The sequence below is a fragment of the Nostoc sp. NMS7 genome, assembly GCF_017115085.1.
Taxonomy (GTDB): Bacteria; Cyanobacteriota; Cyanobacteriia; order Cyanobacteriales; family Nostocaceae; genus Nostoc.
This window is the reverse complement of record NZ_JABXKJ010000024.1, coordinates 1-18,871: the sequence shown is the minus strand read 5'-3', so window position 1 is coordinate 18,871 and position 18,871 is coordinate 1. Positions and strand designations below refer to the sequence as shown.

General features: G+C 44.0%; 22 protein-coding genes. 11 read left to right on the top strand and 11 right to left on the bottom strand.

Annotated elements, in window-relative coordinates; genetic code table 11:
- The 3 genes from HWQ38_RS01760 to HWQ38_RS01750 all read right to left on the bottom strand — a co-directional run.
- Nucleotides 1–449 (bottom strand): hypothetical protein (locus HWQ38_RS01760; RefSeq protein ID WP_292789539.1); only part of this gene is annotated, 449 nt, incomplete at its 3' end.
- A gap of 29 nt (nucleotides 450–478) precedes the next feature.
- On the bottom strand, nucleotides 479–796 hold the full coding sequence (locus HWQ38_RS01755; protein WP_292789538.1) for a transposase: 318 nt from the start codon (nucleotides 794–796) through the stop codon (nucleotides 479–481).
- 206 nt (nucleotides 797–1,002) lie between these two features.
- Complete coding sequence (locus HWQ38_RS01750; RefSeq protein ID WP_292789536.1) at nucleotides 1,003–1,245, bottom strand: DUF3850 domain-containing protein; 243 nt, start codon at nucleotides 1,243–1,245, stop codon at nucleotides 1,003–1,005.
- Nucleotides 1,246–1,757: 512 nt separating this feature from the next.
- Here HWQ38_RS01750 and HWQ38_RS01745 point away from each other — a divergent pair.
- Together HWQ38_RS01745 and HWQ38_RS01740 are read left to right on the top strand one after the other, a co-directional pair.
- On the top strand, nucleotides 1,758–2,273 hold the full coding sequence (locus HWQ38_RS01745) for a GNAT family N-acetyltransferase (RefSeq protein WP_292789535.1): 516 nt from the start codon (nucleotides 1,758–1,760) through the stop codon (nucleotides 2,271–2,273).
- A 302-nt stretch (nucleotides 2,274–2,575) separates the two neighbouring features.
- Nucleotides 2,576–2,716 (top strand): hypothetical protein, encoded by a 141-nt coding sequence (locus tag HWQ38_RS01740; RefSeq protein WP_292789534.1) that lies wholly within the window; start codon nucleotides 2,576–2,578, stop codon nucleotides 2,714–2,716.
- Here HWQ38_RS01740 and HWQ38_RS01735 read toward each other — a convergent pair.
- Nucleotides 2,711–3,853 carry a tetratricopeptide repeat protein gene (locus HWQ38_RS01735; protein WP_292789532.1) on the bottom strand — a complete coding sequence of 381 codons (1,143 nt, stop codon included), beginning with the start codon at nucleotides 3,851–3,853 and terminating at the stop codon, nucleotides 2,711–2,713. The genes HWQ38_RS01740 and HWQ38_RS01735 overlap by 6 nt on opposite strands.
- A gap of 366 nt (nucleotides 3,854–4,219) precedes the next feature.
- Between HWQ38_RS01735 and HWQ38_RS01730 the strand changes: the two genes are divergently transcribed.
- Together HWQ38_RS01730 and HWQ38_RS01725 are read left to right on the top strand one after the other, a co-directional pair.
- Nucleotides 4,220–4,987 carry a ParA family protein gene (locus tag HWQ38_RS01730; RefSeq protein ID WP_292789530.1) on the top strand — a complete coding sequence of 256 codons (768 nt, stop codon included), beginning with the start codon at nucleotides 4,220–4,222 and terminating at the stop codon, nucleotides 4,985–4,987.
- Complete coding sequence (locus HWQ38_RS01725) at nucleotides 4,984–5,949, top strand: ParB/RepB/Spo0J family partition protein (protein ID WP_292789529.1); 966 nt, start codon at nucleotides 4,984–4,986, stop codon at nucleotides 5,947–5,949. Before HWQ38_RS01730 ends, HWQ38_RS01725 begins: the two co-directional genes overlap by 4 nt.
- 87 nt (nucleotides 5,950–6,036) lie before the next feature.
- Here HWQ38_RS01725 and HWQ38_RS01720 read toward each other — a convergent pair whose 3' ends face one another.
- Nucleotides 6,037–6,690 (bottom strand): hypothetical protein, encoded by a 654-nt coding sequence (locus tag HWQ38_RS01720; protein ID WP_292789528.1) that lies wholly within the window; start codon nucleotides 6,688–6,690, stop codon nucleotides 6,037–6,039.
- A gap of 440 nt (nucleotides 6,691–7,130) precedes the next feature.
- On the opposite strand from HWQ38_RS01720, the gene HWQ38_RS01715 reads away from it, so the two are divergent.
- The 3 genes from HWQ38_RS01715 (at nucleotide 7,131) to HWQ38_RS01705 (ending at nucleotide 10,686) form a co-directional block, all read left to right on the top strand.
- A complete protein-coding gene (locus tag HWQ38_RS01715) occupies nucleotides 7,131–7,715 on the top strand; it encodes a DUF1003 domain-containing protein (RefSeq protein ID WP_292789526.1) in 585 nt (194 codons plus the stop codon).
- Nucleotides 7,716–8,280: 565 nt separating this feature from the next.
- Nucleotides 8,281–9,849, top strand: coding sequence for a B12-binding domain-containing radical SAM protein (locus tag HWQ38_RS01710; protein WP_292789524.1), 1,569 nt, complete (start codon nucleotides 8,281–8,283; stop codon nucleotides 9,847–9,849).
- 699 nt (nucleotides 9,850–10,548) lie between these two features.
- Nucleotides 10,549–10,686 (top strand): hypothetical protein, encoded by a 138-nt coding sequence (locus HWQ38_RS01705; RefSeq protein ID WP_292789522.1) that lies wholly within the window; start codon nucleotides 10,549–10,551, stop codon nucleotides 10,684–10,686.
- A 443-nt stretch (nucleotides 10,687–11,129) separates the two neighbouring features.
- Here the strand turns inward: HWQ38_RS01705 and HWQ38_RS01700 are convergent, their stop codons facing one another.
- On the bottom strand, nucleotides 11,130–12,737 hold the full coding sequence (locus tag HWQ38_RS01700) for a GMC family oxidoreductase N-terminal domain-containing protein (protein ID WP_292789520.1): 1,608 nt from the start codon (nucleotides 12,735–12,737) through the stop codon (nucleotides 11,130–11,132).
- Between the two features lie 604 nt (nucleotides 12,738–13,341).
- Between HWQ38_RS01700 and HWQ38_RS01695 the strand changes: the two genes are divergently transcribed.
- On the top strand, nucleotides 13,342–13,512 hold the full coding sequence (locus HWQ38_RS01695) for a hypothetical protein (protein WP_292789518.1): 171 nt from the start codon (nucleotides 13,342–13,344) through the stop codon (nucleotides 13,510–13,512).
- 45 nt (nucleotides 13,513–13,557) lie between these two features.
- On the opposite strand, the gene HWQ38_RS01690 is transcribed toward HWQ38_RS01695, so the two are convergent.
- The 4 genes from HWQ38_RS01690 to HWQ38_RS01675 all read right to left on the bottom strand — a co-directional run bounded on the left by HWQ38_RS01690 (nucleotide 13,558) and on the right by HWQ38_RS01675 (nucleotide 14,907).
- On the bottom strand, nucleotides 13,558–13,683 hold the full coding sequence (locus tag HWQ38_RS01690) for a hypothetical protein (RefSeq protein ID WP_292789517.1): 126 nt from the start codon (nucleotides 13,681–13,683) through the stop codon (nucleotides 13,558–13,560).
- Between the two features lie 234 nt (nucleotides 13,684–13,917).
- Entirely contained in the window at nucleotides 13,918–14,412 is a 495-nt protein-coding gene (locus HWQ38_RS01685) for a transposase (RefSeq protein WP_292789516.1), read from the bottom strand.
- Nucleotides 14,412–14,723, bottom strand: coding sequence for a transposase (locus HWQ38_RS01680; RefSeq protein ID WP_292789514.1), 312 nt, complete (start codon nucleotides 14,721–14,723; stop codon nucleotides 14,412–14,414). Before HWQ38_RS01680 ends, HWQ38_RS01685 begins: the two co-directional genes overlap by 1 nt.
- Nucleotides 14,724–14,751: 28 nt before the next feature.
- Nucleotides 14,752–14,907, bottom strand: coding sequence for a hypothetical protein (locus HWQ38_RS01675; protein WP_292789513.1), 156 nt, complete (start codon nucleotides 14,905–14,907; stop codon nucleotides 14,752–14,754).
- Between the two features lie 97 nt (nucleotides 14,908–15,004).
- Here HWQ38_RS01675 and HWQ38_RS01670 point away from each other — a divergent pair, with 97 nt between their 5' ends.
- The 3 genes from HWQ38_RS01670 (at nucleotide 15,005) to HWQ38_RS01660 (ending at nucleotide 16,865) form a co-directional block, all read left to right on the top strand.
- Nucleotides 15,005–15,400, top strand: coding sequence for a carbohydrate-binding module family 14 protein (locus HWQ38_RS01670; RefSeq protein WP_292789512.1), 396 nt, complete (start codon nucleotides 15,005–15,007; stop codon nucleotides 15,398–15,400).
- 117 nt (nucleotides 15,401–15,517) lie between these two features.
- Nucleotides 15,518–16,285 (top strand): DUF2278 family protein, encoded by a 768-nt coding sequence (locus tag HWQ38_RS01665; RefSeq protein ID WP_292789511.1) that lies wholly within the window; start codon nucleotides 15,518–15,520, stop codon nucleotides 16,283–16,285.
- Nucleotides 16,286–16,499: 214 nt separating this feature from the next.
- Nucleotides 16,500–16,865 (top strand): hypothetical protein, encoded by a 366-nt coding sequence (locus HWQ38_RS01660; RefSeq protein ID WP_292789509.1) that lies wholly within the window; start codon nucleotides 16,500–16,502, stop codon nucleotides 16,863–16,865.
- Between the two features lie 34 nt (nucleotides 16,866–16,899).
- On the opposite strand, the gene HWQ38_RS01655 is transcribed toward HWQ38_RS01660, so the two are convergent.
- Nucleotides 16,900–18,513, bottom strand: coding sequence for a mechanosensitive ion channel domain-containing protein (locus HWQ38_RS01655; protein ID WP_292789507.1), 1,614 nt, complete (start codon nucleotides 18,511–18,513; stop codon nucleotides 16,900–16,902).
- Nucleotides 18,514–18,871: the final 358 nt, after the last annotated feature.

Below are 18,871 nucleotides of genomic sequence, written 5' to 3'. Positions count from 1 at the left end.
CGATGGCTGAAACCCCTATTTTTACGTTCGTTTTCAAAACTTTGTGGTTTACTGAACTGGCCGTTCTTATCAACCAGGAACACATCAGTTTGATTGGCCCCAAATTGCTGAGATGCCGCGATAAAACTCCCGGGGTTGGCAATGCCCGCAAAGCTGATCGTTAGTGGTCCCTGCCATGCACCCTCGCCGACGACCCAGGAGACTTTTAGCTGCCCGCTCTGATCAACCGAGAACACATCGGTTTGATTGGCCCCGAATTGCTGCGAGGCGACTATCCCCCCACCAGCCACAAAATATCCCATTGGTGCGTTAACTGTTTTTGCAACAAGCTGTGAAAGCCAATTTGAAGCCTGTGCTATAGCAGGTTTTTGAGAATACAAATATGTTCCTAGAAAACCTGTTGTACCTATGGCTGTTAGTTTGATGAAATTTCTTCGAGTGATGTTCATATGTTTATTATTAAAAATAATGTAATTGCTCAACTAGGATTAAAAATAGAGCAATTAGTAGAGAGTACTTTGTAAATAGCTTGATAAGCTGTCAAACCTTGACGCTTGCCAGTATTAACGATAGAACGAACAGCCGCAAATAAATCCTGTCCCCATTGAGAACGGAAGCAATTAGTCACCTTACGAAATACCGTACTCATGCGAATTGCCTGTTCGCTAGAATTATTCGTTGGTGGAATCGAGGCATCTTCAAGAAAAACAAACAAGTGGTCTTTGATAGAACCGTAACGTTTGCGTAAACGAATGCCATCATCATTATCTGACTCTAAATTCAAAGCCCTGGTCAACCGTCGCTTTTAGTCGCAACGATACTGGTAAAGCGTGGAAGCAGAAATTTGTTCACGTCGTCGGTGGAAGCCAAGCGTTAGATCCAGGCTGATTACATTTTTACAATACTACATTGTGAAAATTTTCTTATTTTAATAAGAAATATTTAATTATACCAATACAAAAAATAAATATACTTATGTCTTTGCTTTGTAGTCTAGAACAATTACAACTCTTGCAAAAGTGTTTTGCGTAGTTCAAAAGTTTTACGACCGTCAATTACATCTTGGTAGAACGGCATCCAAGTTTTTAAATTATGTGTGGCCATTGCTTTTGTAGTTGTTTGGGATTTGTTATTTGCAGGTGAGATGTCGGGAAATGGATTTTCTCCGTATTTACTTATTGTTTTGTTACATATTTTGGTTTTTCCCCGCCCACCTACTTGGGGTAAATATAGCGTAGCTGACACTAGGGGCAAGATAGGCGGAAAGTATTAGTGCATAAGCTTTTTAGCTATCGCTTTTAGATAAATCATCCAAGTCTTGTTTGCTTCTTGTTAGACAAGCCTCTAACGAAAGAATAAGGGTTTTAGTCCTGTCATTGGCATACTACAAACCTCGGTTTTAGGTAAATATGTACTATTTTGCCTCTGGTGTCAGCTACGCTATATCTACGTCATCATGTGCGCCAGGACTACTTTTGGTATTTACCTAAACCAAGCTACGAAAACAGCATTCAGATTCAGGACTTGCTCGTATTTCGTTTCGATTTGGTGCCATCCTCAACTAGGAAAAACAAACTGAAAGAGGAAAAGCAAATTAGGTATGAAAACTAGGGTAGAATTAGTTCTTCGGGATGAAGAGGGAGAATGGCAATTAATGGTTCCCACTTAAATCTGCCTGCTCACCGAAAAATTTACAGTTAATTGAGATAGTAGCCTAGATATAGACATGGTTACTTTAAGCTTGAGTGACTAGTGTTATGTACATTGAATCATTATCGATAGCAACCCTGGAGCAAGCAATTCACCTAAGAGAGGAAGTTTTCCCAGGCGTGAGTAATAGTAGTGATAGTCCATCGCTGGCGGCAAGTTTATATCAAGATAAATATGCTCAATGGTTTTCAAACAGTGGAATTACCCAACTCAATTACTGGGTTGCTATCGATGAGAAATCTTTCCAAGTAATTGGGCTAACTGGGTTATATTGCAAAAGCGAAGACGAACAAGAAGCTGACTGGTTAGGCTGGTTTTGTGTAGCATCACAATTTCGAGGAAAAGGAATTGGAAAAGAGCTATTAGACTTTACCATCGACCTAGCACAAGCAAAAGCAAAAAGGTACTTACGGTTGTATACTTGGGAACATTCTTCTTCTTATGTAGCCCGGATGCTTTATCTCAAACGCGGTTTTTACCAAATTGGTGAATCCCCAAACAAGAGCGGATTTAAAACTATTTATCTTGAACTCCAACTCGATAGCATTATCCATAGTGCATGAGGAAATTCATCTAGAAATTTTCTTAGAGGAAAAGCGATCCAGTGTTTCCTACTGCGATCGCCTTTGCTTTTGAGTCTAGAAAAAGTGATCCTTCCAGAACAGCACTCTTATCCACAGGCTCTCCTCAGAGAGTGAGGGAAGCAATCAGCTTCTTAGAGGAAAAGGCGACCGAGTGCGTAGTTTACGCCGTAGGTCTTACCCTGAGCCCTTCGACAAGCTCAGGGTAACACCTGCGCCGAAGGGCATCGCCTTTTTGTTCTGCTATTGTTTTGGTTGCCTTTGGTGTTAGCTAAGATTTTTGGATGGTGACAAGCGGTGAAGCAATACCCAAGATTAATTCACAACGCTGGCGATCGCAAAGCGCCGACAATCACGGTTCGCCATCTGTTACAACCGCTGTAACCCCTATTTTTCCGTTCCGTCTTTTTTCTAACCGCCTATAAAATGAGCGAACCGGGAGTGATCAACGCCTGAAATTGTTCATCTGAACGAATATTATCAAAATCTGAGTCAGTTTTCGCCATATCTTGGTATTGGTTAGGACTCATATTGATAGCTTGTTGTAGGTTAAAGATTGCTTGCTTTATATTAAGCAATTGGGCATAACAGCAAGCCTTACCATAAAAAGTCGCGGAGTCGTCTGGACGGATTTCGTTACATTTATCATAGCTGGCGATCGCCTCTTCAAAGCGTTTGAGAGTTAACAGTGTATTGGCTCGGTTATACCAAGCTTCTGGTAAATCTCTTTGAAATTCAAGGGAGCGGTCGATGCTAGCAAGCGCCTCTTCAAAACGCTCCAAATCCATTAAGGCAATACCCCGGTTACACCAAGCTTGGGGAAAATCATGCTGGAATTCAATCGCTCGCTCGTTGGAAGCGATCGCCTCTTCAAAGCGTTCCAATGTCAACAACACAATACCTCGGTTATACCAAGCACGAGAGTTATCTCTTTGAAATTCAATCGCTTGATCGTAAGAAGCTATTGCTTCATCATAGCGCCCCAATTCATCCAAAGCAGACGCCCGATTCTCCCAGGCTGCGCTCAAGTCACCTTTAAGTTTCAGGGATTGCTCGGTGCTAGCAAGAGCATCTTCATAGCGTTCTAAATTTAATAAAGCAATGCTGCGAAAATACCAAGCGTCAGAGTCATCAGATTTGAATTTAACAGCATTGTCGAGATTAGCAAGCGCCTCTTCAAAACGCTCTAAAGTTAATAACGTAATACCTAGGTTTTCCCAAGCTTCATGCAAATCAGGCATGAGTTTCAAGGCTTGATCAAACGCTTCGAGCGCTTCCAAGTTACGTCCTAAAACCCTTAAAGCAATACCTCGATCGCACCAAGCTTCATGAGAGTTCGGCTGGAATACCAGCGCTTGATCGCAGGCAGCCAGAGCCTCATCAAAGCGTCCCAAATTTAACAACGTCCAACCCTGATTAACCCAGACTTGATAATTGCCAGGTTTTAGTTCATTGGCTTGCTCAAAAGCTTCGAGAGCGTCGTCAAAACATCTTTTGTTTAAAAGTTCAACGCCCAAGTTAAACCAAACTTTATCTTGATCTGCTTGAATTTCTGAAGACACAGTGCTGTTTTCCTAATTATGATCCGATGGAGATTAAAAAAATTTGTAAATGATTCTTTCTGAGGAATCTGGCATTTTTTATCTTATCGATTCTGACACTTACTACCACTTCGGCACTGGCAATTTCGGAAAACTGTGTTTGGCTCTAAAAATTTCCTCGTATCTAACGAGTTATGGTCTACGACCGACTTTATAGTCATCGCATTCCAGCAACTATATCCAAGAGAACTAAAAAGTGTAGGCGCTGTCTTGAACGAATGCTTTCCCAACAAAGGCTAACGCACCCCAAATTTCTTACTTTCCCCAGTTGTATTACCCTGGCCCTAGCGCTACAATCTGCCTGTATTAGAGGCATTTTTATCACTCGTGAGCAAAACCCGTATTATTGCGCTATTCAATCAATCAGGGGGAGTGGGAAAAACAAGTTTGACAATGAACTTTGGCTACCACCTCGCTCAAAAAAAGAAAAATCGCGTTCTTTTGATAGACCTTGACCCCCAAGCCTCACTGACGACCTTTATGGGGCTAGAACCGGAAAGTACCACCAAAACTGTCTATGAGGCAGTGGTGGGTGAAGAACCGTTAGCAATTCATCCTGAACTGATTCACAGTATGGGTTTGGTGCCAGCCAATATTAATTTAAGTGCTGCTGAACTGGAACTGGTCGCCGCCTTGATGCGGGAAATGCGCCTAAAAAATGCACTTGCTCCCATCCTAGACAACTATGATTTTATTTTGATAGATTGTCCGCCATCTTTAGGCATCCTCAGCGTGATTAGCTTAGTAGCAGCCACCCATGTCTTAGTACCTATTCAATGCCAATTCAAATCCTTTCAAGGAACTGATTTATTACTCAGAACTGTAGCCACACTCCGCAAAGGTGCTAATAAAACACTCGCCATTGCTGGCTTCATCCCCACAATGTATGATGCACGTACTGCCCAGGAAAGCAGAACGATGAAAGCTATCGCAGAACAACTTTCACCCTTGGCGACAGTCTTTGAACCCATTCCTAAATCTATTGCCTTTGCTGATGCAAGTGAGGCAAGCATACCTTTAGCACTATATAATCCCAAACACCCTGCCGTCGCTGTACTAAAAAAAATCGCCCTCAGTTTAGAAAAACTACAGTGAGCAAAAAAGAACAACCCTATACCAGCCACTTAAAAGGTGTAGCCGCCCTACTGGGTGAAAGCTTTAACCAAACTCAAAGTACTGCTAATTCACCAAATACTGTTGCCATCAACTTAATTAAACTACCTTCCTCACAGCCCCGCCGCTACTTTGACCCTAAAAAACTAGAGGAACTATCATGCTCAATCAAAGAGCTAGGTATCCTCGAACCTCTGTTGGTGCGACCCCTACCGGGTGAAGAGTACGAACTTGTGGCAGGAGAACGCCGTTTAAGGGCTGCCCAACTTGCTCTCCTAACCGAAGTCCCCGTGGTGATCCGCGAAATGGATGATCTCACCACCTCTAAGCTGCAGCTTGTTGAAAATCTCCAGCGCGAAGACCTAAATCCTGTAGAAGAAACCGAGGGAATACTTGAACTAGTGAGCATTGAACTCGGTGTTACCAAAAACGAAGTTATCTCCATCCTCAACTCTTCTGCCAATGCCAAAAAGCGAAACTTGGATTTGACGGAAAACGTTTTCCGTCAGATGGAAACTATTAAATCTGTCCTCTCAACCATCGGTAAATTTAGCGCTGAAAGTTTTCGCGTCAGCCGCATTCCTTTGCTCAATCTCCCTGCTGATGTGCTAGAAGTCCTGCGCTCTGGGCAACTTGAATACACCAAGGCACGAGCGATCGCACGAGTTAGAGATGAAGAAACACGAAAACAACTGCTAGAGGATGCGAAAGTCCTAAATCTTTCTTTAAACGAAATTAAGCGCAAGATTCAAGAAATTGAGTCTGCTGCTCAATCAGAGACTCCATCTCAAACAGAGACAGCATCCATAAAAGAGCGTGTTGATGATACGTTCCAACGCTTCAAGAAAGCTAAAGTGTGGGATGACCCGAAGAAAAAATCCAAAGTAGAAAAGTTGTTAGCTCAGTTGGAAGCATTGATGAAAACTGATAGCGAAGTAAAATAATTTGGGCATTAATTTGAGCAGATTTATGGCAAAAAAAAGGAGAGTATTGCTACTCTCCTAACATAATTGGAGGAAAAATTTCTTTTCTTAGTAATTCAAACGAGCTTGGCGTTGACGCAATTCATGAGCGCGTTGTTCACGAGCTTGGCGTTGACGGAATTCACGAGCGCGTTGTTCACGGACAACACGTTCGTGTTGGGTTTTGCTGTTATTAAAAGCTACAGTATTACGATTAAAATGATCATGCTCAGATTGGAATTCAGCAGCATTAGCATTTTGAGAAAGAGCCGCAATTGAAGCAGCAGCTAATAAGCTTCCAAGAAGAATAGATTTTAAGCGATTCATATATCCTTTAATCTGCCTTGCATTACGTGATTTGTATATTCTTAATGTAATCGTCATCATCAGGCACACGCCTGTATACAAAGTCATGTTAAAACGGTTACTTTTGTCACTAATACTAGGATTGATATTTAAATAAGTCGGAAGTCGGAAGCGATGCCCTGAGCTACGCCGTACCACTTCCCTACGGGACGCTACGCGAACGTGGAAGCAAGCTACGCGCAGCGTCTCCAAGAGTTGGGCATCGCTCCTTCTAGCTTGTCTATGGAAGGCTCTGCGAAAGCGCTTGCCAAATACAAGCGAACGCGAGTAGCGATCGCACGAGAGGAAATGTGAGATGTGCCTGGGGGGGTGTGGTGCGATCGCATTGAGAGCGTAGACGAAGCAGCAACAAGTCAAGAGACATCTCACTTCAGGAATCACCGTGCCAAAAAAGGTTTTTTGTACGCTAAGAAAATTTCAAGTGCCTGAAACGACAATTTTTCGTTCAAACTTGATCAAAACTAGCAGCATAACCATAATTCTTTCACCAATTTGATGAGAGAAAGCACTTATTGAAAAGCTTACCCCATCTATGTTTCAGTCTTAGCATACAAATTAACTGATTTGGCACGGTGATGCCAAGAATACAGAAGACTTGAAACAACAGCTTAAACTTTGAGATTATTATGGTTTATTAGTATAAAGGTCTAATAGTATTAATTGTATATGCAACAGCTTTCCTCTAAGAAAAACTGAATAATCATGCTCTTAACAGTAGCAGTAGTAGACATCGCCCTGCCACCGCTTGAACGCTTACTATTAACAGCGAGATAACTTTCATTATGGAGCAAGGCGGCATGAACGAAGACGAAAAAGAATATTTAGACTTTGAAAATGATAACCCAGCACTGTCTAAAGTCATAGAAAGGAACATTCGTACTATTATCCGCCTTCGGCTTAAGGCTGCTAATAAGCGAAACTTGCAAGACCGAATTGCCGATGTTATTACCTCTTTTTCTGGGCATATAGTTTTTGTTTATGTTCATATTGTCTGGTTTGGTGCTTGGATTGTTTTGAACACTGGAAAAATTGGTGTGCATCCGTTCGATCCATTTCCCTACGGACTGTTGACAATGGTGGTATCTCTGGAAGCGATTTTTCTCTCAACATTTGTGTTAATCAGTCAGAACCGACTGAGTGAAGAAAGTGAGTATCGCGCCAACTTAAATTTACAAATTGGGTTACTGACTGAGCATGAAGTTACACGAGTATTACAAATGCTCGATGCGATTCAAGATAAAATGGGCATTGAAAATGATGAAGATAGTGAGCTTGCAGACTTAGAAATGGATACCAAGCCCGAAGATGTTCTGAGTGAAATTGAACGTCTTCAACAGATGGTGCTTAAAAAGAAAAAATTCAGAAATCGTAACCAAAGATAATGACTGCGATGGTCGCCTTTCGTTCCGCCGTAGGCATCGCACGAGAGGAAATGTGAGATGTGCCTGGGGGGTGTCTGACGACAAGCCACTGCTTCGTCTACGCACTCTTTAACGTTTGTAATGGGGTGCGATAGCGTACCCGCCCGCCGCAGGTCTTACCCTGAGCCTGCGCCGAAGGGCATCGCACTTTACAGGATATGGTAAAAATGCTTGAGAAAAGCCCAAAATAAGCAATTAGTTGCTGGAGTTTCTTGCCTTTGTAGCCACAGTCAAGTAATATCAATGCTTTCGGTTACATCAATATATAAGCACCTACTAGTGGAAGGATAGAATTTCATCAAAAGGCGGCTCCTCAATTAAAAGGTTTATGGGCAGCATGGAAAGCAAAAGATTTAGTCAAATTAATCTTGACTTTTGATGGCAGTTTTGTCCCCCGCATCCCCGCATCCCCCCACTCCCCTTTATGTACTTCAACTTTACAAAAGTCAATAAAAGTTAAATTCTTGTCAGCTCAAGTAGCAGTAACCTAAGAATAAGTAACTTTACTACTCCGGGGTATGTGCTGATGAGAGCCTTACTACTCTGGCCGATAATGCCCAATTCTTTCTGGTCTTACCAAGAGACGCTCGATCTGGCAGGTTTACGCTCTACTAATCCGCCATTGGGATTAATTACTGTAGCGGCTATGCTGCCTAATGATTGGGAAATCAGATTTAGCGATCGCAATGTCTCCCTAGAGACAGATGCAGATTGGGATTGGTGCGATTTGGTAATCATATCTGCAATGATTATCCAGAAACAAAATTTTAGAGAGTTAATTCAAAAAGGAGTTGCGTTAAGTAAAAAGGTGGCGGTGGGTGGTCCCTTCCCTACCTCAGTACCCAACTTTGCTTTAGATGCCGGAGCGCATTATCTAATTTTAGATGAAGGGGAATACACTATCCCCATGTTTTTAGAAGCTCTGGCACGGGGAGATGAACGGGGAATTTTCCGTTCTCCAGAAAAGCCTGATGTCACCCAAACGCCAATTGCTCGGTTTGATTTACTCAATCTAGATGGCTACTTGGCAATTACATTACAATTTTCCCGTGGTTGTCCGTTCCAATGCGAGTTTTGCGACATTATCAACTTGTATGGACGCAAGCCCCGCACGAAGACACCAGAACAGATGCTGCGGGAATTTCAAGCTATCTACGATTTAGGCTGGCGGCGGTATGTGTTTGTTGTCGATGACAACTTTATCGGCAATAAACGCAATGCCAAGGTATTTTTACAAGCCCTCATACCCTGGATGGAAGCCCATGATTACCCCTTTGTTTTGGTAACGGAAGCTTCGCTGAATCTAGCTGAGGATGATGAATTAATTGCGTTGATGGTGAAAGCTGGTTTCACCCTGGTATTTATGGGTATCGAAACTCCAGACACAGACAGTCTGTTGGGGATTCACAAAGTCCAAAATACGCGCTCTTCCTTAATTGAATCTTGCCAGAAAATTACACGGGCAGGATTGCAGATTATGTCAGGTTTTATCATGGGCTTTGACAATGAACGTCCTGGTGCAGGAGAACGGATTCAAGAATTTATTGAGGAGACTGGCATTCCTCAAGCGCAGTTTAGTATGCTGCAAGCATTGCAAAACACCGCCATGTGGAACCGACTCCAGCAGGAAGGGCGATTGGTTGATGGTTTGGGAACCTTCCACCAAGGTGCAATTATGAACTTTACACCCACGCGCCCTGTGGAGGAAATTACAGAGGAATACATCGCAGCATTTTGGAACATCTATGAACCAATGCCTTACCTGAAACGTACCTTCCGCCACTTTATGATGATGAATGGGTGGCGTGGTAAAACCAAGCGTCCGATTACTTGGACTGAAATGCGTCTGTTTGCTGCAATTTGCTGGCGACAGGGTGTGGTGCGTTCCACAAGGTGGCGGTTCTGGTGGCAATTGGTGGCGATCGCCTTTGCTAAACCCCGCTTACTATATGATTATCTAACTACCTTAGGTGTTGGCGAACATTTCTTCAGCTACCGCTATGAAGTTAGAGCGCAGTTGCGAGCTAAACTAGCAGATTTAAAGCAGAAGCAACAACAAGAGAAAGCCAGTTATCAGCTAGAGCCTGTTAGTTAAACGGCCTTGCTGATTGAAAGTATGAATTAGTCGGGAGCAAAGGCGATAACACTTACACAGGAAGAGTTTCCCGCGTCGCTAAGGCGCAAAGAATCGTTTTTTAGTCATATCGAAAAATGTCAATTCATACTCTGATTCAGCAACGCCAGTTAAACATATAGGGGATGCCTATCCACCGGGGGTCTAGGAAGTGCGCTGTTTCAGTCGCAAGAACTTAACAGTCCTTACCAAGCACGGTTATTTCCGAACCAAGATGTGTCCGAAACACAAGCTTATATTCCGGGCGTGAGATATGACGATGGCGAGGGCGACATTTCGCTTGCTCTCCCCATGAACTCTTGCTTGCGGTTGGTGTTTTCAATACGTGTAATAAGAGTCTCAAAGTCTTCTCGATTCATTGATGTCCCCGATCGCCCACCCGCCTAAAATTCCTCCCCCAGCGCTGCGCTCTCTTGACCCAAGCCCAGCCACAGCCTGAAATTTCCTCTAAGAAAAAGGGTAAGGGACAGGGGAAGCGATAGCTACTGCGGGCTGTTCGGTGACGCACCCCAACTACAGGCAAACCACCATCTATATAAATAAGCAGATTGAAAAGCGAATGAAAGCTGCATTCTTAGAGGATGAGGTAGAGGACTTTTCCCAGTGGATTGAGGAACGGATCGAGGAATGGCTCAAAGGGCGTAAGCAAGGGTAAAAGCTGTGAAGTTACTAGGGCGTGTCTATCTAGAAGTGCAAGTACGCGAGTACTCAAATATTCGGATATTTGAATGTTTACATACTCAGGTATCCGCCATGATTATTACAGGTGCTTGTGGGTGCGATCGCTTGCCGCCGTAAGCATCGCTCTTTCTAGCTTGTCTATGGAGGGCTCTGCGAAAGCGCTTGCCAAATACAAGCGAACGCGAGTAGCGTCTCGTAGAGAGGAAATGTGAGATGTGCCTGGGGGAGGTGTCTGACGACAAGCCACAAGCGTCTATGCACTCTTTAACGTTTGTAATGGGGTTCGATGGCGTACCCGCCCGCCGCAGGTCTTACCCTGAACCTGCGCCGAAGGGCATCGCACTTTACAGGAGATGGTAAAAATGCTTGAGAAAAGCCCAAAGTAAGCAATTAGTTGCTGGAGTTTCTTACCTTTGTAGCCACAGTCAAGTAATATCAATGCTTTCGGTTACATCAATATATAATATATAGTTAGTAATTACACGTTTTGGCTCTTTTGGGAAAAAGATTAAAACATATTTTATGAGTCATCGTTACCTCCAGGCGATCGCGCCAGCGATTTAGTTTCCCATTGCTGAAGCTACTTGCTGTGAAACGCGACCTGCTGCTTTAATTAAATCGGCTCCTTTTTCGCCGATCATAATGGTGGGCGCGTTTGTATTGCCCCCGATCAGAGTTGGCATGATCGATGCATCAACAACCCGCAACCCCTCAACCCCATGTACCCGGAGTTCGGGCGAGACAACCGCCATTGGGTCAGTTCCCATTTTGCAGGTGCCGACAGGATGATACCCCGTAATACAAACTGAGCGGATGTAAGAAGAGAGTGCTTCATCGCTAGTCACGTCAGCACCGGGACCGACTTCTCTACCTCGAAACTGATCAAAGGCACTTGTATGAAACAATTGGCGCATAATTTTAACTCCTTCAATCACCTTTTGCATATCGGATTGACTTTGCAGAAAGTTCATCCGAATAATCGGTGGGTCTTTGGGGTCAGGCGAGGGCAAACTGACACTCCCAATGTTTTGGGGATGAGTCAAACTGACTGTAACAGTGAATCCCAAACCAGAGAGGGTGCTGCCAGGAGATATCCACAGAATGTTACCGAAGAAAAACTGTAAATCTGGCGCGGCATCCAGATTCCCTTCGGTATGTAAAAACAATCCGGCTTCAGCGTTACCATTACTGGTAATTGCTGGGTTTAATCCGGCAATTACTTGGTGTGCCACAGGAGTGGTAATTGTTGGGTGTAACTCGGCAATTACCTGGTGTGCTACAGGAACGAGAAAGTGGTCTTGGAGGTTTTGACCGACACCTGGCAAATCAACGATCGCACAAATCCCCAATTTTTGCAGGTGTTCTGCATCACCAATGCCGCTTTGCATCAGCAGCTTGGGCGAATCGAATGCACCAGCACTTAAAATCACTTCTTTATTAACCCTAGCTTGGTGCAGCTGACTATGGTGGATATATTCCACCCCAACTGTGCGGGTTCCCTCAAACAATAACCGCGTTACCAACGCTCCTGTGATCGTTGTTAAATTGGGACGCTGGAGAATTGGCACCAAGAATGCAGCAGCAGCACTGTGACGAAAACCATCCTTTACCGTCAACTGATAAATTCCCGCACCTGATTGCTGTATCCCATTGAAATCCGGATTGTGGTTATATCCGATTGCCACGGCTGCTTCTACAAATCGTTGGGATGCTACAGTAGGGGCTTGAATATCGGTCACGCTCAACTCACCATCAACTCCGTGGTATGGGTCGGCACCGCGTTGCTGGTTCTCAGATTTCTTGAAATAGGGCAATACATCTTGGTAACTCCAACCAGGATTCCCCAATGACTGCCAGTGGTCATAATCGTGATGATTGCCTCGGATATAAATCATGGAATTAATTGAACTGCTGCCACCCAAGACTTTGCCACGGGGACAAAAGATTTTGCGGTTATTGAGGTACGGTTCTGGTTGGGAGAAATATCCCCAGTCCACCTCCGAGCCGGGTAGGTTGGGGGATGACAACGGGATTTGAATCTCTGGTTTAGTATCCTCTTCGCCAGCTTCGAGTAATAACACGGTTGTTTCACCGTCTTCTGTCAAGCGGTTGGCGACGACGCAGCCTGCCGAACCCGCACCAATCACAATATAGTCATATTGAGTCATCACATCCTCGCTTGTAAATTCAACTACTTTAAGAACTGCAAATTGAAGATTGGTTAAAGCTTGAAGTTTAGGAATCTGACTATTGCATTACGAGCAACATAAAGATTTCTACTGAATCTCAAAGGCTAATTTTTTTACTGATTGTGCAAAATTCGGGTCAGATTTCATTACCTCTTGTAAGTAACCAACTACTTATCTAAATCAGCCCTTAACCCTTTTTCTACCTCTACAAAAGCTGTTGCTGCCTCTTACTTACCTCAAAGCTTGTTCCAAATATTGTCACGTAGCTCTTTTATCTTTGCTAGAGTTGCTTGTGTCAGCTTCTCAATTGTCTTTCCAAAAGCTACTTTCAAAGGCTTTGTTGCGATTGCATTCTGGCACTGCGCCTAGCGCAATCACACCAGCAGTTAGTGGCTGCATGTACTACCTCATGAGTGCAGTATATTTTACTGAATATACATGGTTTTTCAAGGGCATTCCACAACTCCAAAGAAATTTTTGATTACACATAAGGGCTATTACGTTTAATCAGAGCCTCAAAGTCTTCTCGATTCATTGATGTCTCCGATCGCCTACCCGCTCACCTAAAATTCCTCCCGCAGCGTTGCGCTCTCTTGACCGCGATCGTAGATCCGAAAATTCCTCCAAGAGCGCTCATACTGCGGTGCTGCACGGCATAACTAAGCTCACCCACAGCCGGAAATTCCTCTCTACGAGACGCTACTCGCGTTCGCTCGAAAAAGGGCTTGAAGCGATCGCGGATTGCGGTGCGTAGAGCATCACCTACGTCGCAGTCTGGGTATTACACTTGAAATTAGCGTCACCGTAAGCGTTGCGTTAGCCAGTCTTCTCCCAAGGGGAGACGCCCGCCGTAGGATGCCCGAAGGGCTGTAGGGCGTAAGCGTTGCGTAAAGCCTTCGGCATAGCTTCGCTTAGAGCGAGTCATCGAGCGTCACGAGCGTCACAGCCCCAAAAAGTAGACATCGCTTTGAACAAATGGATGGATAAGGCACAGCAAAGTTTAAAAGTCAAAAACGCAACAATTGTAAAAATTGTTTAACGACTTTAAAAGGTTCCGCTTTGCACTTTTCAGAATCGTATCGTTCGACAACTCCTATAGAACCCATTTGATATCTAGGTTGTAGCAAGCCGTTTGATCATCAATCGGATGAAGCAAAGATTAACTTTGGCTGTCGCATTGTCCTCTCTTTCTTTCAAAGTTCTTGACCAAGCTCTTACAGCGCTCCATCCAAGCATTCGACCGCTCAATCACCCAGCGGGTTGCGACCACCACAAATCCGGTTTTTCCTTGTGCCGCTTTTTCGGCTTTTGTCGGTTTGGGTGCCAGTTCAAACTGGATCTTAGTCATGATCTGCGGGTAAAGGGCTTGCAGGGCTGCGGTCAGCATCTCTGGGTGATACCCATTGTCTAACAGAATGGTGGTTTTTGGGATATCATCCGGCTTGGCACGAAAGTAGTCGAGGTTCTGGCTTAACATTTCGATTAAGCCTTGGTCATCTGAGACATTTGCTTTTGTACAGTGGGTGAAAAATGGAAAACCCAAGGTATCTACCGCCAAATGGCGTTTGATGCCATTAGTGCATTTGTAGAAGCAAAACCCTTTGGACTCAATACTGGCGTTGCAGGTATTCTTCACGGCTTGGGAATCAATCATTAGCAATGTTGTCCATTGGGCTTTTTTTTTACTTGTGCTCGCACTTGTCCATGTAACAGGCTCATCAGTGCATCCATGCTTCCTGCCTCTCGCCACTGCTTGTAGTGCCAATAGACCGTTGAATAGGGCGGCAAATCTTTGGGCAAATCTTGCCAATTGCAGCCATTCTTCAGTTGATATAACATGCCATCCAAGAGTTCTCGTTTCGTCCACTCACAAGGTTTCGTTTGCTTCTTCAACGGCAATATCTGGGGCAAAAGGGGTTCAAGGATTTCCCATTCTTCGTCTGTGAGGCTACTAGAATATGCCATAGTTTTCGGATATGTCTTTTGCGACACCTTAATTCATCGCCTTAAAAGATGTCAAATGGGTTCTATACAGCACGGGTGCATTGGGATTGTGAGTGCGGTTGGATGGATGACTCGGTGTAGGGCGAACTGATAACGCGCAGCGCTCACCCGTGCGATCGCAATAGTATGGTTGATTTTCTTTCACTTGACTGTTGAGATAGCTAGAAGCTTTGGTTATTTTCAGGCACTAGCGGGTGTAAAATCTGCAAAGTAATCATTTAATTACTTATGCAGGGCTTTTAATGAAGACGTTTATCAAGCAGGTTATCTCTACCTTTCTGATATTTGCATCGGTCTTATGGCTTGCAATACCTTCAGCATACGCAGATGAAAAGGTTCATTTTTATGATTGCACAGGTAAAAAAGACGGCAATTATACACATCCTTTCGAGTGTACTAGATTTATCTCTTGTATTGGTGGGGCTTACGCCTATGAGAGGGATTGCCCTGTATGTCCGGGTGATCCAACTAATTGCCCAAAGGGGCGTTTGCATTACCAAGCATCGACTGATAGTTGCGAATTGGATAGTGTCGCTGGATGTGTTACTGACCCGAAATCAAGGATTAAGAGTTTTTTGAATGATTCGACTGCATCGGTGGCTAGTTGTAGCATTTTTGTTGCTGGTGAGCGTTGGTAGAGAAAGAATTGAGAGGCAGACTACGAGTTAATTCCTCTCATTGATGGAACTTTGGGAATTTGATTGATCAAGTGTGTAGATATATTTATGACACTATCACAATAGTCAAACAGCACTATGTCTAATTTCACAACAGCGCTTCTAGTAGGAAAACCAACTCAAGCCAAACTCTTTTCCAGAAACCCGTCTCAGCGTCCTCATTACCACATTCTTGTAGAGACAGAGAATCAGCAGTTCGATATTGCAGTCAATATTGCCTCAGAAGACCCAAAATCTGCTGATGTTAGGGTTTTGTATGCACTCAAGCCAAATATTACGCCTCCGCAGGTGGAGGCATTACTGAGCTTGAGTAATGGAATGTTCAACCTGCCAGATCAAGGAATCGTGGGGATTGACTTTGTGCGTGATCAACTGGTGACCAAAGAGCAGATGCAGCTACTCCCTCTGTTCAATTCATCACAGCCGATTGAGGATCAGGGGGAACCACAGATTAAGCAACTAGTGGAGCAAGTGATTGCTGAAAAAAATGCTGTGCTGTATGCTTTTGGGCATCGATACGAGCAACGTTCTGCTCAGCAGACTACTTCTAATCAGGCATGGGGATTTCAGCCAGACGATGGCATTCACAATATCCACATGAATCAGGGTAATTCTAGAGGCAATCACGACGACGAAAACGGGCGTGGGGAAGATGGGGCGCTGTTTATATATTTAAGAGACAGTAATACCTGGGTCGGTGTATATGTCGCCTTCCAAACGCAATCATTCGACAATGATTCTCATGGCTACCCTCTAGATGATTCTCAACATACTATTGATATTAGCAATCCTCAGAATCCTAGTCCCCATCGCCACCATCACCACAATCAGCAACAGTCGCCCTGAGTTTGTTAATGGGGTTGAAGGCGCTTGGGTGTTTATTGGGGTGCTAAAAACACCCCATTAACAATTTCATCAAGAAGGGCAGAGGGCATTTCCGTGAAGGGATAAATCCCTTCACGGAAATGCCCGAACTGTCTGGGCGATCGCCCCCGTAAAATTCTTAGAGGAAAAGCCAGCTTCAAGAGCGATCGCTGTTTTGTGACAGTACACTGGTACTATGAAAATCCCCGACTGCGTAGGCGTAGCCCGCCTTCGGCATCGCTGTTTACTTTACTCACATGATCCTCACCTCGTCTGTGCCGTACATCCAGCAGGGCCACAGGGGGATAGCTGCTTGGACTTTCGAGAAGACCCCAACGCCGAACCAGTAGAACTGTGGGAACCGGAGGGGGCAAGCTACTACAATGGCGAGTTGATTGTGCAGCCCCGCCAGAGATGGACACCAGAGGAACAATTAGAATTGATTGATTGGCATCCGATGTTTACTGGCAAATGCCCTCAGTGTGGCGCATCCTTTGACCGGGATTATACAGCGCGGGTGCATTGGGATTGTGAGTGTGGATGGATGGATGATAGCGTGTAGAGCGAACGGACAACTCGCAGCGCTCACCCGAACTTTAAGCTTGGTTATCGCCATTCGTAGTTGGATGTATGTGTTGTCCGTTGTTGGAAAATTGCTCGAGTAATTGTGGCGAAAGTCCTAATGTGCCAGAACGCAGATGCAAATCTATTTGCGGAAAAGGAATCTCTATTTTTTGTTGCTGAAGCACTTCGTAGATGTTGTAATACAAATCACTCTTGAGCAAAAATTGCTTATTAGGTTCCGCAGTCCATACCAATAGCTCAAAATTTAGAGAACTATCGCCAAGACCGTTAAATAGGACTAGAGGAGATGGAGTCTCTAACACACTACTATGCTTCTTCGCTGCCGACAACAAAGCAGCTTGAACCGCTTTTGGATCAGAACCATAAGCAACACCAACGGGAAGATGAATCCGGGAAATGGGGTTGCGGTGGCTCCAGTTAATCACTTCTTTTTCTAAAAAGCGAGAGTTGGGTACAATGATGGAAACGTGGTCGAGGGTACGAATCTCAGTACTTCGTGCGCCCATCCGCTCAACAATACCTTTATATTCGCCAACTTCTACAAAGTCTCCAAGTTCAATCGGACGCTCAAAAACTAGTACTAGACCACTACCAAAATTCTTCGCAATATCCTGTAAGCCAAAGCCAATACCAACACCTAAGCCACTGGCAAGGATCGCCAGAGAACTAATATCAAGTCCCCACAGTTGCAATATTACCAATGTACCAATAAATATCAAACCATATTTTGTAATAATTGCGATCGCTTCTTGAGCGCTGCGATTAATGCCAGCAAAATTCAACAGGCGAGAACGTAAGAGATTGGTTGCAGTTCCAGCAAAAATAACTAAGCCAAACAACAGACCAATCAAAATTACTAACTCGGTAATCGAGTAAGGATTTTTGCCAACTTCAAAGATCGGCGACGTGAAGCTTGTTACCAGAATATTTGTAATCTGGTAGCTCTCTTGACGAGTAAAAGGAAATAAATTGGTAATGTAAAGAACAACTCCTACCCAAAGACCGATGCGGACGATCGCCAACACCAATTGGAAGAAAAATTCTAATGCTTTGATGCCTCCAGAATCTGATGCGCCCTCAGTGGGGGGAGTCAAACGTTGCAATGCTTTTTGTAATAAGTGATGCTTAATCCATCCCAGCAACCAACTCAAAATAGCAGTCAGCAGCAAAATTCCTACTGCTACCAGAGTTGTTCGTCGGAGATAAGTTGTAGTTCTCTCAAACTGTGCTTGCTGTAATGCCTGCTGAATTTGCTCTGACCAAATACTTGCCTGCTCATTAGCTGTGCTGCCTAAAACTGGATCTTGTTCTGTAACCGTCAACAGATAGCGGTTATTTAACAAAATGGTTGGTAATTGGTTGCGTTGCTCAATTTTCACCTGAATCGGTTGGTCAAATTGAACTGCATTTTTCAGCTGCGAATTAATCAAATTTGCCCGCTCAAGAGCGCTATACTGACCGGAATTGCTGATTTGAAAAAGCTGCCGTCCATCTAAAACAATCGAGGCTTGGGCTGGTGTCTGGGCGATGACTGGAGCTAGCCATAACCCCAAAACTAAAGTGAGGATGAGGACAACAGCATTGAGATACTTTGACAAAGGTCTAAAACGACGAGAACGACACATGGAGATTCTAACAATATAAGTTTTCTTTCTTCACTTAAATTTTACGCAAAGCTATACTTGGTTTTTGCTGTTCACCAAAGTGTTTCATTAACAATTTGGTACTACACTGAATAGTTATCGAATTACCCAGGACTTACGCAACTGGCACAATGCGATCGCTAACAAATAGTACTCTAGTACTATAAAAATGCACATGAAATGAACTAGAGTACAAATGTAAACTGTTCCTTTTCACACCAAACTTTTGGGCTGCTGCTCAGGCTACTGTAAGGAATACTTTTGAATATGAAGTTTACTAAATTAGTATCCGCTCAATAAGTTGCGGTAAGCAAAAATTATTAGCGATTGTTGAATCAAT